The organism is Methanoculleus sp. MH98A (assembly GCF_000691865.1).
In the GTDB taxonomy this organism is placed as follows: Archaea; Halobacteriota; Methanomicrobia; order Methanomicrobiales; family Methanoculleaceae; genus Methanoculleus.
The window spans coordinates 1-12,860 of sequence record NZ_JMIO01000006.1; the positions used below are offsets into that span (position 1 = coordinate 1).

General features: G+C 61.9%; 13 protein-coding genes. 8 read left to right on the forward strand and 5 right to left on the reverse strand.

Features of this window, described 5'->3' with window-relative positions:
• Positions 1–70 precede the first annotated feature (70 nt).
• From EI28_RS00800 to EI28_RS00820, 5 genes are all read right to left on the reverse strand, one after another.
• The gene (locus EI28_RS00800; RefSeq protein ID WP_048111887.1) at positions 71–1,267 is read right to left on the reverse strand and encodes a magnesium transporter; all 1,197 of its coding nucleotides are present in this window, start codon (positions 1,265–1,267) and stop codon (positions 71–73) included.
• Between the two features lie 21 nt (positions 1,268–1,288).
• Complete coding sequence (locus tag EI28_RS00805) at positions 1,289–2,242, reverse strand: ribonuclease Z (protein WP_082223038.1); 954 nt, start codon at positions 2,240–2,242, stop codon at positions 1,289–1,291.
• On the reverse strand, positions 2,230–3,003 hold the full coding sequence (locus EI28_RS00810) for a sugar phosphate isomerase/epimerase family protein (protein WP_048111889.1): 774 nt from the start codon (positions 3,001–3,003) through the stop codon (positions 2,230–2,232). The genes EI28_RS00805 and EI28_RS00810 overlap by 13 nt, the downstream gene beginning before the upstream one ends.
• A complete protein-coding gene (locus EI28_RS00815; protein ID WP_048111890.1) occupies positions 3,000–3,551 on the reverse strand; it encodes a dephospho-CoA kinase in 552 nt (183 codons plus the stop codon). The genes EI28_RS00810 and EI28_RS00815 overlap by 4 nt, the downstream gene beginning before the upstream one ends.
• A 145-nt stretch (positions 3,552–3,696) precedes the next feature.
• Positions 3,697–4,395, reverse strand: a complete 699-nt coding sequence (locus EI28_RS00820; RefSeq protein WP_048111892.1) for an anaerobic ribonucleoside-triphosphate reductase activating protein — start codon at positions 4,393–4,395, stop codon at positions 3,697–3,699.
• Between the two features lie 175 nt (positions 4,396–4,570).
• On the opposite strand from EI28_RS00820, the gene thiC reads away from it, so the two are divergent.
• From thiC to EI28_RS00860, 8 genes are all read left to right on the forward strand, one after another.
• Complete coding sequence (gene thiC, locus EI28_RS00825; protein WP_048111895.1) at positions 4,571–5,845, forward strand: phosphomethylpyrimidine synthase ThiC; 1,275 nt, start codon at positions 4,571–4,573, stop codon at positions 5,843–5,845.
• Between the two features lie 463 nt (positions 5,846–6,308).
• Positions 6,309–6,725, forward strand: a complete 417-nt coding sequence (locus EI28_RS00830; RefSeq protein ID WP_048111897.1) for a carboxymuconolactone decarboxylase family protein — start codon at positions 6,309–6,311, stop codon at positions 6,723–6,725.
• A gap of 59 nt (positions 6,726–6,784) precedes the next feature.
• Positions 6,785–7,360 (forward strand): 5-formyltetrahydrofolate cyclo-ligase, encoded by a 576-nt coding sequence (locus EI28_RS00835; protein WP_048111899.1) that lies wholly within the window; start codon positions 6,785–6,787, stop codon positions 7,358–7,360.
• A gap of 63 nt (positions 7,361–7,423) precedes the next feature.
• Complete coding sequence (locus EI28_RS00840; RefSeq protein WP_048111901.1) at positions 7,424–9,850, forward strand: CDC48 family AAA ATPase; 2,427 nt, start codon at positions 7,424–7,426, stop codon at positions 9,848–9,850.
• An 82-nt stretch (positions 9,851–9,932) separates the two neighbouring features.
• Positions 9,933–10,385, forward strand: a complete 453-nt coding sequence (locus EI28_RS00845) for an Hsp20/alpha crystallin family protein (RefSeq protein WP_048112033.1) — start codon at positions 9,933–9,935, stop codon at positions 10,383–10,385.
• Between the two features lie 448 nt (positions 10,386–10,833).
• The gene (fbp, locus tag EI28_RS00850) at positions 10,834–11,931 is read left to right on the forward strand and encodes a fructose-1,6-bisphosphate aldolase/phosphatase (protein ID WP_048111902.1); all 1,098 of its coding nucleotides are present in this window, start codon (positions 10,834–10,836) and stop codon (positions 11,929–11,931) included.
• A 325-nt stretch (positions 11,932–12,256) separates the two neighbouring features.
• Positions 12,257–12,493 (forward strand): LSM domain-containing protein, encoded by a 237-nt coding sequence (locus tag EI28_RS00855; protein ID WP_048111904.1) that lies wholly within the window; start codon positions 12,257–12,259, stop codon positions 12,491–12,493.
• A gap of 5 nt (positions 12,494–12,498) precedes the next feature.
• The gene (locus EI28_RS00860; protein ID WP_048111906.1) at positions 12,499–12,840 is read left to right on the forward strand and encodes an AsnC family transcriptional regulator; all 342 of its coding nucleotides are present in this window, start codon (positions 12,499–12,501) and stop codon (positions 12,838–12,840) included.
• The last annotated feature ends 20 nt before the right edge of the window (positions 12,841–12,860 follow it).

Here is a 12,860-nt window from a genome sequence, read left to right on the forward strand (position 1 = left end):
ATCTTTGAAGCTGATCGGCTGATATTCATGTTCCATCATGGTTTGTTAACCGTCGTTCTCCATTCTTTCACTACAACAGCAGGCCTATCGCCGTCACGAGCGCGGCTGCACCAATCAGGTCGATCAGGCTTGTGATGACAGGGATTCCGAAGTTATCGGGATCGAGACCATACCGGAATGAAAGGCTTGCGGTGGCGTATGCCACGCCGTTCACCAGTGTCATGACGACCAGACCCGCCGCAAGGCTGATGATGACCAGCATCCCGAGACCCGGGCTGTTCAACCCCATGAGCACCGCCGCACCATGCGCGATGAGCGCCAGCAGTGGAAGCAGTATCAACGTATAGAGATAGGAAATAATAAAATGATGCACGACGCCGCGCTCGGGGAGGAACGAGGGGTTGAGCTCGCCGGTGTGCATCCCCGTCGAGAGGCGCGACCCGATGATGCCGCCGATCGACCCGAGACCGCCCGTGAACGGCGGTATCAGGATGAGAAAGGCAGCGATCGTAACCAGGGCGTCGAGGTTGAAGGAGTAGGTCAGGCCGGCCAGCGTGCCGAGGACGCTGAGCGGGATGAGCAGGAAGAGGTTCTCCCGGACGATCGGCGCGATTCCTTCCGGCCGGTGCAGGGTGTAGATGACGGCGGCGACCGCGACCGCGACCGCGATGCCCCCGAGAATCAGGCGCATCGCAGGAGAGAGGAGCATGACGAACGTCGCCGAGAGCACGAGGATAGGGAGCGTTACGATATCTCCGGAGGTGGTGACGGTCGGTGCGCCGATCATGTCGAGGTCGAGGCCGTAGCGGTAGCTTGCAAGGGCGATGAGCAGGGTGATCCCCGTCACCACGGCCCCCGCGACGATGCCGGTGACGACCGAGATCAGCACGAGATCGGTGATGCTGATTACGGGATACTCGAAGATGCGGCTCGCCGCGTAGGAGAAGATACCGATGACGAGCGCAATGAGAATGGTTATCACGAACGACGCGCGGATGTTGTCGCCGAGAACGCTTCCTTCCTCGAAGTCGATGGAGAACTCCCCGAGGTGCATCGCCGAGGAGAGGCGGCAGGCAAAGACACCGGCTATGCTCCCCCGGATGTGGATGATCGACGGCAGGAGCACCATCAGGCCGGGGATCAGCGCGAGGACTTCACGTACGGAACCAAGATAGATCCCCGCAATGCTCGAGATGACGGCACTGACGAGCAGGGCGCCGAGACCGGTAAGTATCAGGCGGCTCCGGCTGGATATGCCCTGTTCCATCGCAATCACCGTCCATCTCGATCAACTCCGATACGGGATCTCCAGCACGGCCAGATCGGCCGGCAGAATCACGTCTCCCTCATACTGTCGCTTTGCATCGCGTATATGGTTTGCTGTGCTTGCATAACGGGAACTTATGTGCATCAGGGCGAGCATACGGGCGCCCAGGGCCGTTGCCGCCTCCCCTGCCTCCCCGGCGGTCGAGTGCAGGACGTCGCGGGCGCGATCGCCCTCCTGGTCGTCGAAGGTGGCGTCGTGGATCAGGAGATCCGCATCGCGGATCATCGCCGCGATGCCGGGCTGGTCCTGGAGCGGGCGGGTGTCGCCGGTATAGGCGATCTTCCTGCCCGGGCGCGGCTCTCCCATCACGTCGGCGGGCCGGACCGCGGTCTCGACGCCGTCGCGAACGACACGGACCGTCTCCCCGCGCTGCAGCCGCCCGAATAGCGGACCCGGCGGGACGCCGAGTTCGATCGCCCGCTCGCGGTTGAACCTTCCCGGCCGCTCGTCCTCCTCCAGCACGTAGCCGAGCCCGGGAATACCGTGGAGCGTCGAAAACGCCCGGACGGTGTAGCCGTTGAACGGCACGACCGAACCGTGCTCGAGGGTGTGGGCGGTGACGGAAAATCCCCTGGTGTGACGGTTGATCTTCTGCACGAGGTCGACGAACTCCCCGACCCAGCGCGGGCCGTAGATCGGGAGCGGATCGGTTCGACCCATGAACGCGAGCGTCTCGACGAGCCCGAAGACGCCGAGGAAGTGGTCGGCGTGCCAGTGGGTGATGAAGACGGCGTTCACGGTAAACCCGGTCCGGGCGCGCATCATCTGCTGCTGGGCGCCCTCCCCGCAGTCGAAGAGCAGGGTGTCGGAACCCCGCCGGATCAGGAGACAGGAGGGGTTCCTCTGCGGGGAGGGGAGCGCCCCTGCTGTCCCGAGGAAGTGAACGTGGAGAGTCTCGCCGGCTATACGAACCACTTCCTGAATGCTGCGAGGCTCCGCCTGGCCTCTTCAAGGTTCCGCCCCTCAATGACGGCCGGGCCGGAGTAGTCGCGGGCGATGACCCGCCCGACCTTCTCCCAGGGAATGGTGCCGTCGCCGAGCGCAAGGTGCTCGTCCGACTGCCCGTGGTTGTCGTGGATGTGCAGGTGATCGACCTCGGTGACGTGTGCAAGGAAGGCATCCACAAGACCGTTGGTGTTTGCGTGCCCGACATCCAGCGTGATCCCGATCCCCGCGATCCCTTCGGTGAGTCCGAGGATCTCCTCGGGATAGCGGCAGAGGAAGTCCTTGATGCTGATCATGTTCTCGACGCACGCGAGGACGCCGTGATCCTCCGCGCACTTCCCGATCTCGACGAGCGCGGTCTTCTGCATCTCCCAGACCTTCTCGGGAACGAGTCTTCCCACGGGGGAGACGAAACCCGGGTGAACGGTCACCCGGTCGGTCAGTTCGGCCGCGTGCTGGATGCAGCAGCAGGTCTGGCGGATCGACTCGCGCCAGATCGGGTAGTTCAACGATGCGAGGTTTAAGTCGCTGTAGGGCGCGTGCACGGTCGCGAGAAGACCGGTGCTCTCGAGGTTCTCCCGGACGGCAGCGAAGTTCTCGGGGTTGTCCAGGCGATACTTCCCGTCGGCGACGATCTCCCATCCGGTATACCCGATCTCTTCGAGCCCGTAGACCCAGTCGCGTGACTCCCAGACTTTCGACGAGGCTGAAAAATACGGGACAAGACTCATTCTTCTCTACCTCCCAGCCGGCAGAGCAGGGTGCGGACCTCTGCGGCGAACTCTTCAAGCGATCCTTCGTTCGTGACCCGGCAGTCTGCCTGTTCCAGGGCACGGCCGAGGCCCCACCCGAGTTCCCGCTCGTCGCGGGCCCGCAGTTCTTCGGGGGTGAGGGAGTCGTCGGACCGGCCCCGGTTCGTGAGCCGCCGGTAGCGCGTCGTAAACGACGAATCGATCCCGATGAGCGTGAAGTCGGGGAAATGGTCCCGAAACGTCGCCACCTCGTAATCTCCCCGGATGCCGTCCACGAGCGCCACCGGGGCGCCCGTCGCCTCGATGAGGGGGACGGTGATCCGGGCGATGGCGTCCATGCCGAGGTCCGCGCGCAACTTCCCGGCGATTTCGCCGAAGTTCGCGTCGGTCGGGGGAAGCCCGGCTTCCTTCACCCGTTCCCGTATCGCGTCCCCCATGACCACGACCGGGATCCCGAGGTCCCGGGCTATCCGTGACACCTCTCCCTTCCCGCTTGCCGGCATACCAACGATTCCAATGACCTTCATCCGGTTCCTCCTATATCCAGAACAGCGGGCCGTGCCGGCGAGAGACCGGCTGCAGAGTCACGGCGGTGCAGGTTGCGGCGGCCGCCGCAAATGTCTTCATAAACGTGCGTTCTCGACGATATTATGCTTAACGTCACCGGAACAGTTACTGCTCCGGGTCGTAGACGACCTCGCCGTCCTCCCGGGTCCGTATACGAACCCTGCGGCCGAGCGGTGCCGCTGCCGCCTCGAGTTCCTGCCGGGTCAGGGGAACGAAGCCCGCGGCCACGCCCTGCTGGAGCACGAGGTCGAGCCCGCGGGTATCCTGTGCGATGGCCGGAAGGTCCTCCTCGCGGCCCCGGAAGAGGGTGACCACAGCCTGGAAGGTCTCGAGGCTGCCGTCGGCTTTCGCCCGTTTGCAGGCGGCGAGCGACCGCTTCACCGCGTCGGCGGCGGTGAGTTCAAGGAGCTCGTCGTAGCGCTCCCAGGTCGTCTTGATGTCGAGCGAGATCATATCCACCAGATGCTCCTCAAGGAGTTTCTCGATCACCCGGGGAAAGATGCCGTTCGTGTGCAGGCCCACAGAGAACCCCATGTTTCGGGCGGCGGCGGCGAGGTGGGCGAGTGCCGGCCCCTGCAGGGTCGGCTCCCCGCCGGAGAAGACCACGGCGCCCGCAACCGTGCGGGATTCCCGGATCATCGCGATGATCTCGTCTGCATCGCGCAGGTCCTCGCCGTCCTGGATGGCGACGTTGTGGCAGTAGAAACAGCGCGCGGGGCACCCCCGGAGAAAGACGGTGCAGGCCGCCCTTCCCCGCCAGTCGACGGTGCTGATCGGGACAAAACCTCCGAAATTGACGTACAAATAATCACCAGGCGTTAAAGAGATGCTCTGTTATTTCTTGTAAGCCTTGGCTTTCCGGCTATGAAAAAAGATCTGAATAAGGTAAAGTCAAGTTTACTTGTTGAGAGAACAAGCCCGATTTAGCCCTAATCCCAAAAACAAGCCTTTATCAACTCTTTTCCTCAAATATAGGGCCATGAGTCTCATAGAAGACGCCCGGCGCGGTGTCGTCACTGAAGAGATGCGGATCGTCGCAGCAGCAGAGGGGGTTACCGAAGATTTCGTCCGGCGCGGTGTGGCAGAGGGTCACATCGTCATTCCGGTCTCCCCCTACCGGAAGGTGAAGATCTGCGGCATCGGCGAAGGGCTCCGCACGAAGGTCAACGCGAGCATCGGAACGTCCTCAGACATCGTCGACGTCGATATGGAGATCGAGAAGGCCCGGCAGGCCGAACTCGCCGGTGCCGATACGCTGATGGAACTCTCCACCGGCGGCGACTTTTTGGAGATCCGGCGCCGGGTCGTCGAGGCGACCACCCTCTCGGTCGGGTCGGTCCCGCTCTACCAGGCGTTCATCGAGGCCGCCCGGAAGCGTGGGGCGGTCGTCCACATGGAGCCGGACGACCTCTTCCGGATCACAGCGGAGCAGGCGAAGATCGGCACCAACTTCATGGCGATCCACACCGGGATCAACTACGAGACGATGAAGCGCCTGAAGAACCAGGGGCGGCACGGCGGGCTCGTCTCCCGGGGCGGGGCCTTCATGACCGCGTGGATGCTCCACAACGAGAAGGAGAACCCGCTTTACTCGGAGTTCGACTACCTGCTCGAGATCCTCAAGGAGCACGAGGTCACCCTCTCGTTCGGCAACGGGATGCGGGCGGGAGCGGTTCACGACGCAACCGACCGCGCCCAGGTCCAGGAGCTGCTTATCAACGCGGAACTCGCCGATAAGGCGCATGAACAGGGCGTACAGACGATCATCGAGGGGCCGGGGCACATCCCGGTCGACGAGATCCAGACCAACGTTGTCCTGCAGAAGCGCGTCACGAACCGGAGACCGTTCTACATGCTCGGGCCGCTCGTCACCGATATCGCGCCCGGCTACGACGACCGGGTGGCCGCCATCGGGGCCGCGCTCTCCTCCTCCTACGGCGCCGACTTCATCTGCTACGTGACGCCGGCCGAGCACCTGGCGCTTCCCACACCCGAGGAGGTCTACGAGGGCGTCATGAGTTCAAGGATCGCCGCCCACGTCGGTGATATGATCAAACTCAAGAAGCGCGACGACGATCTCGAGATGGGCCACGCCCGCAGGGATCTCGACTGGGATCGGCAGTTTGCGGTCGCGATGAACCCCGAGCGCGCCCGGCAGATCCGTGACGAGCGGATGCCGGCCGACGCCGATGCCTGCACGATGTGCGGGGACTACTGTGCGCTGAAGATTGTCGGACGGCATTTTAATTTCTGAGAGGGATGGGGGCGCTCCCCCGGGATCTCTTTTTTAGATGTTTTTTCCTGGTAGCGGTGGGTGTTCATGCCTGCAAGCGTATCAGACCCGATATTCCCCAGACAAACCCACGGCATCAAACGGCCTCTGTAACCCCGTCTATCCCACAGTCACTAACCCCTTCAACGGCTTTCGTGGTGGTATCGCCCCTGGGGGAGGGGCTGACGGGGAGTGCGAGCGAAGCGAGTTTGAGCACCGATAGGTGCGAGGTGCGAACAGAGTGAGCATGAGAAGACCAAAGGTCTTCGAGGGGGGATTCTCCCCCCTCCCCTGTCTCTACCCCGTAAGGCTCTACCTGTAACCCCCACTCGAAGACCTTCGGTCTTCTCGAACTCCGGACATCCCGTCCGTCGCACCCCACCCGCATCAAAAACCACACCATTATCCCCCCGTCCCGCCAAAATTTCCATAAGAGGACAGCCCAATGAAACCCGAGAACGAAAAACTCATAGACGACTTCCTCGCCCACGCAGACGACCTCGGCGACGACATCATGGCAGACATAGGGGAGATGCTCGGCGTCATGCCGTTCATCTTCTCCATCCTCCGGAACCGGCCCGACACCTTCGCGCTCTCCACCCTCGCCGATTACCGGTTCTCCCGGCCCGACTCCCTCGATGCAAAGACTGCGGAGCTGGTCACCATGGCAGCGGCAGCCGGGGCCGGGGCAGACGACTGCCTGAAGGTCCACATGAAAGCCGCGCTGAAGGAAGGCGCGTCCCGCGACGAGATCCTCGACGTCCTCCAGATCGCTGCCATGATCGGCAAGACCCGCGTCCTTGCATCCTCTCTCCGCCGGTTCCGCGAGGTCTGCGGCGACGGCCGGGAGGCGGGGGAGTAGGCCGCCCCTGCCTTTCGGCATGCATGCTTTATGGTCTGAATGAGCCAAACTCTCATGCAATGAGCGGGACAAAGGCAGCCCTTCGCCTGCGGGCAAAGGAGGCCCGGGCACTCCTCTCTCCAGAGGAGATCGTCACGTACAGTGCAAGCATCGAAGAAAAACTCCTCGGCCTCCTCAACGGCTTTACGACCGTCATGGTCTACGCTGCAAAAGCCCCGGAAGCCGAGACCAAAGGCCTGATCGCTGCCCTGAACCGCCGGGGGGTGCGGGTCGTCGTGCCTATCATCGAACGGGAGACCTGCAGCCTCCGCCTATCCTACCTCCCCGACCCCTCGGCCCTCGTCCCGAGCACGTTTAACGTCCCCGAACCAATCGGCCACGAACTCCCGGCCCGGCCCGGGGACGTCGAGGCCGTCGTCATACCGATGCTCGCCTTCGACGCCGAAGGGAACCGGCTCGGCTACGGAGCGGGGTACTACGACCGCTTCCTCTGCCGGTACCCCCACCCGAAGAAGATCGGCATCGCGTTCTCCTGCCAGCAGGCAGACTGCATCCCTGCCGATGAAAACGACGTGAAGATGGATTACATCGTTACGGAAAAGGGGATTATCCGGCATAACGGAAGGGCGGGTTAGGGAAAAATATATATAGTGGACAGCACTTACCTATGGTAAACCCTACAGGAGGAGATTGTTCACATGGCCAATACCGAATCCATTGAGGTAACCATCAAGGAGGCGGCTCACGAAGACGCCGGCCGGGGAATTGCCAGACTGAGCATCGACACCATGAAGGCGCTTGGCCTCGTCAGCGGCGACGTCGTCGAGATCGAGGGGCGCCACAAGGCGGCGACGCTCGTCTGGCCCGGCTTTCCACAGGACACCGGCAAGGCGATCCTGCGCATCGACGGCAACACCCGGAGCAACGTCGGATCGGGGATCGACGACAACGTCCGGATCAGAAAGACCGAAGCAGGATACGCGAAGAAGGTAACCATCCAGCCGACCCAGCCCATCCGCCTGGTCGGCGGCGAGCAGTACCTGGGGAGGATCCTCCGCGGCAGGCCCGTCACCGAGGGGCAGTTCATCCGGGTCAACATCCTCGGCAACCCGCTTACGTTCGCGGTAGCCAGGGTTGCGCCGAAGGGCATCGCCATCGTCACCGACAGCACCGAGATCGAGCTGAAAGAAACCCCCTACGAGCCCAAGGAGGGCCGGCGGGAGATAACGGCGGCCGACGTCCACTACGAGGACATCGGCGGGCTCGACCGCGAGCTGCAGCTCGTCCGGGAGATGATCGAACTCCCGCTCCGGCACCCCGAGCTCTTCGAACGCCTGGGCGTCGAGCCCCCGAAGGGCGTCCTGCTCTACGGCCCGCCCGGAACGGGGAAGACCCTGATCGCAAAAGCGGTGGCGAACGAGGTGGATGCGCACTTCATCACGCTCTCGGGCCCCGAGATCATGAGCAAGTACTACGGCGAGTCCGAGGAGCGCCTCCGGGAGGTCTTTGAGGAAGCGCAGGAGAACGCGCCCTCGATCATCTTCATCGACGAGATCGACTCGATCGCGCCCAAGCGCGAGGAGGTGAAAGGCGAGGTCGAGCGCCGGATCGTCGCCCAGTTGCTCGCCCTGATGGACGGGTTGAAGACCCGGGGGCAGGTCATGGTGATCGCCGCGACGAACCTCCCGGACATGATCGACCCTGCTCTGCGGCGCGGCGGCCGGTTCGACCGCGAGATCGAGATCGGCATCCCCGACACCAAGGGGAGACAGCAGATCTTCCAGATCCACACGCGCGGCATGCCGCTTGCCGAGGACGTGAGACTCGACGATTACGCCCGTTCCACGCACGGCTTCGTCGGCGCCGACATCGCGCTGCTCGCAAAGGAGGCGGCGATGCACGCACTCCGCCGGATCATACCGCATATCAAGATCGAAGAGGAGATCCCCGCCGAGATCATCGACCAACTCCGCGTCACGAACGAGGACTTCATCGAAGCGCACAAGCACGTCGAGCCGAGCGCGATGCGTGAGGTGCTCGTAGAGATCCCGGATGTCAAATGGGACGACGTCGGCGGACTCGAAGACGTAAAGGGAGAACTCGCGGAAGCCGTTGAGTGGCCGCTCAAATATCCGGAGATATTCGCGTCGCTCGACACCGAACCCCCCCGCGGCATCCTGCTATTCGGCCCCCCCGGAACGGGCAAGACTCTCCTTGCAAAGGCGGTCGCAAACGAGAGCGAAAGCAATTTCATCTCCGTAAAAGGCCCGGAACTCCTCTCGAAATGGGTCGGGGAATCGGAACGCGGAGTTCGTCAGGTATTCCGGAAAGCAAGGCAAGCAGCACCGTCGATTATCTTTTTCGACGAGATTGATGCGCTTATGCCTAAACGTGGATCTTATATAGGATCATCGCACGTAACTGAAAGTGTGGTAAGCCAGATCCTGACAGAGCTCGACGGCCTCGAAGAACTCAACAATGTCGTGGTTCTCGGCGCTACCAACCGCCCGGACATGTTGGACGAGGCGCTGCTTCGCCCCGGCAGATTTGACCGGATCATCTACGTCCCGCCGCCCGACCGGGAAGGCAGGAAGAAGATCTTCGAGGTGTACCTGAAAAACAGGGAGATCCTTGCAAACGACGTGGACATCGAGGAACTGGTCGACAGAACCGAGGGCTACGTCGGCGCCGACATCGAGGCGCTGGTCCGCGAGGCAAAGACTTCCGCCATGCGCGAGTTCATCGCCGCAATGGGAGGGAAGACCGAAGAGGAACGGCGCCAGGCAATCGGCAACGTGAGGATCACGAAGAAGCACTTCGACGACGCCCTCACCCGCGTGAGAGGCACGCTCGATATCGACCGGCTGGAGGAGAACGAACGCCACTCCTGGCAGATCCTCTACAACCAGGAGCAGCGGTCGGCACTCGAGGACGCCGTCTCGACGATCAACCGTGCCGGGATGCGGGAGACCGGGAAGGTCGATCAGGGAGTCAAAGATCTCACGCAGGCCCTCAAAGATGCGGTCTATCGAAGAAAGAAAGACTTCGGTGAGATCAAGCGCCTCACAAAGGAATTGAAGGCCAAAATAGAACGCCCGCTGCCCCAGATGGGTACGGCGTTCTGACGGGAGCGCCCCCCTGCCCGTAAGGCGCTCCCTTCGGGGGCCTCCGACCCCCGCTAACAGGGATAGAAACAACGTGATGCACATGAGTGACAGCCCAGCAGACATCTTCGAGCAACTCAATGAACTGATGAAACGCCTCATGGAGCAGGGGCTCAAAGAGCAGGGAGATCAGAGCAAGCCGTTTGCCTACGGATTCAAGATCGTCCTTCACGACACCGGAATGGCTGAGACCCCGGCAACGGAAGCGACTCCCGTAGCAGAGCCGAATGAACCCCCCTCCGAGGGCACCATCGAGCCGATAGCAGAGATGTATACGACCGATGACGACGTGACGGTGGCAATCGATCTCCCGGGTGCCGAGATGGAGAATATTCACCTGTCACTCATCAACGGGACGCTGACGATCATTGCCGGCGGCAATCAGCTGACTTCGGTGGAGGTGCCGGCCGTGGACGCCGACTCCATGCAGTCGAGGTACAAGCACGGCGTCCTGGAAGTCAAATTCTCGCGGGGCAAGTCGATCAGGATCGACTGAGACGTCGGAGCGCCTGCCGGACCGGCTCCCCGGCAGCGCCGCAATACTTTTCGCCGGGAGCGGCATCCCCCGTGAAAGAGCCGGCAGGTCGCCCTCCACGATCCGTAGTCATCCCGCTTTACCCCATCTCACGGCGTCGTTCCGTCAATCTCTTCCTGAGATGACGCGCGAGCGCCACCGGGGCCGTCATGCGCAATTTCCAGAAATTCCGTCAACCATGGCAGCCCGATACCTATAATACCCCCTAAAAAGGGCATAAAGAGCAAACGGGAGCATAATATCACTGCCGTCTCCTTCGGGCGCATCTGCCGAGAAGGATCGCCGGGAAGGACGAACCAGCAGACCGATTGCCGCAGCCAACCTTTTTTCAAGGCAACAACACCTACATATACAGTAATACCTATCTACTAGTCGTAAGGGCTACGCCCGTCCAGGTAGTGGTGATTATATGGTTAAGACCACCGTGTCCGTAATTAAAGCAGATATAGGCAGTTTCCCGGGGCACTCCCGAACCCACCCGAAGATTCTTGAGGTGGCCGCCCGGAGACTCAAGGAAGCGGAAGGAAGCATCCTCATCGACTCGTACGTCACCCACTGCGGTGACGACCTCGAGTTGATCATGACGCACACTAAAGGGGAGGACAATGAAGAGATCCACAAGCTGGCGTGGGATATCTTCATGGAATGCGCCGGACTCGCCAAGGAGATGAAACTCTACGGCGCCGGGCAGGACCTGCTCGGAGATGCGTTCAGCGGCAACGTCAAGGGGATGGGCCCCGGTGTCGCCGAGATGGAGTTCGAAGAGCGGGGTTCCGACCCGATCCTGATCTTCATGGCCGACAAGACCGAGCCGGGAGCGTGGAACTACTTCCTCTACAAGATATTCGCCGACCCCTTCAGCACGTCCGGCCTCGTCATCGACCCGTCGCTGCACGAAGGATTCACCTTCGAGGTCCACGACGTCATAAAGAAGCGCAAGATCCTCTTCAACACACCCGAAGAGTCCTACAGCCTTCTTGCCTATATCGGAGCGCCGAGCCGCTACGTCATCAAGTACGTCTGGAAGAGGGACGGCGTCATCGGAGCGTCCACCAGCACCCAGCGGCTGAACCTGATGGCCAGGCGGTACGTCGGGAAAGACGACCCGGTCATGGTCGTCCGGGCGCAGAGCGGATTCCCGGCGGTGGGCGAGGTCATCGACCCCTTCAGGACGCCCATCCTCGTGGCCGGCTGGATGCGCGGCTCGCACCACGGGCCGTTCATGCCCGTCGGCGTCTGCGACGCAAACTGCACGCAGTTCGACGGACCGCCCCGGGTCATCTGTCTCGGGTTCCAGGTCTGCAACGGAAAACTGATCGGGCCTGCGGACATGTTCGACGACCCGGCGTTCAACCGCGTCCGCGACCAGTGCTGCGAGCTCTCCAGCGTGCTCCGGGCTCACGGGCCGTTCGAACCGCACCGCCTCTCGCTCGAGGAGATGGAGTACACCACCCTCCCGGGCGTCGAGAAGCAGTTCAAGGACCGCTGGGAAGACCTTCCCGAGTAATTTTTTTTTATTGCCGGCGGTTGCCCGCGGCGCTTTATCCATTTCAATCGTTTGTGAATAGCCCCGGCCGCACCGCACGGTGCCTTCCGGAACTAAACGGCCCACCGGCAGCAGCACCTAACGGGGCCGCACCTCCCACCGACCGCCGAAGGCGGGCGCTAGTCGGCAGCGCCACCAGGCAATGACGCACCTCCCACCGACCGCCGGAGGCGGTCGGTAGTCGGCAGCAGCACCTAACGGGGCCGCACCTCCCACCGACCGCCGGAGGCGGTCGGTAGTCGGTAATAGGAAAACTTAATGCATGAACATAACCATATAAGAACAGATGGTTAATGGTATCGTACTCCCTGTGAAGAAGGTTTTTTCGCTCGTAGACTCTAAAATCACCGTCGAGATCAAGGATGACGGCAGGAAACTCCAGGGACGGCTCGTTGCGGTGGATGAACACCTGAACCTGCATATGGACGAGACCACCGAGTTTACCGGGGAACAGCGGGGCCGCACCCTCGGAACCGTCGTCATCCGCGGCAACAATATCCTGACCATTGCGCCCCTGCTCTGATAGCCATGTCCGACCAGGAGGAAGAAGCACTCAAGGTTATCCAGTCCCATCGTCAGGGAGTTCTCCAGAGCGAACTCTGGAAACTTCTCGATATCGACAGCAGGAAGTGCTCGAGGATCGTGAAGCGGCTGCTTGATGCCGGGTTGATCGAACGCATCGAGTTTCGCAGCGACGGCATCAAGACCTACCTGTTACGCGCGAAGAAACGCGCGATCGATCCCTGCATCATCCTTGCGGGAGGAGAGGTTCTCCCGTGCATCGGCTGTGATCAGGAGTGCACCCCGGAAGAGTGCGCACTCCTTCTCGACTGGATGTACCAGCTTGCTCTTGAAGAGTATCAGGAGTAAAACTTCTCTTTTTCAGACAT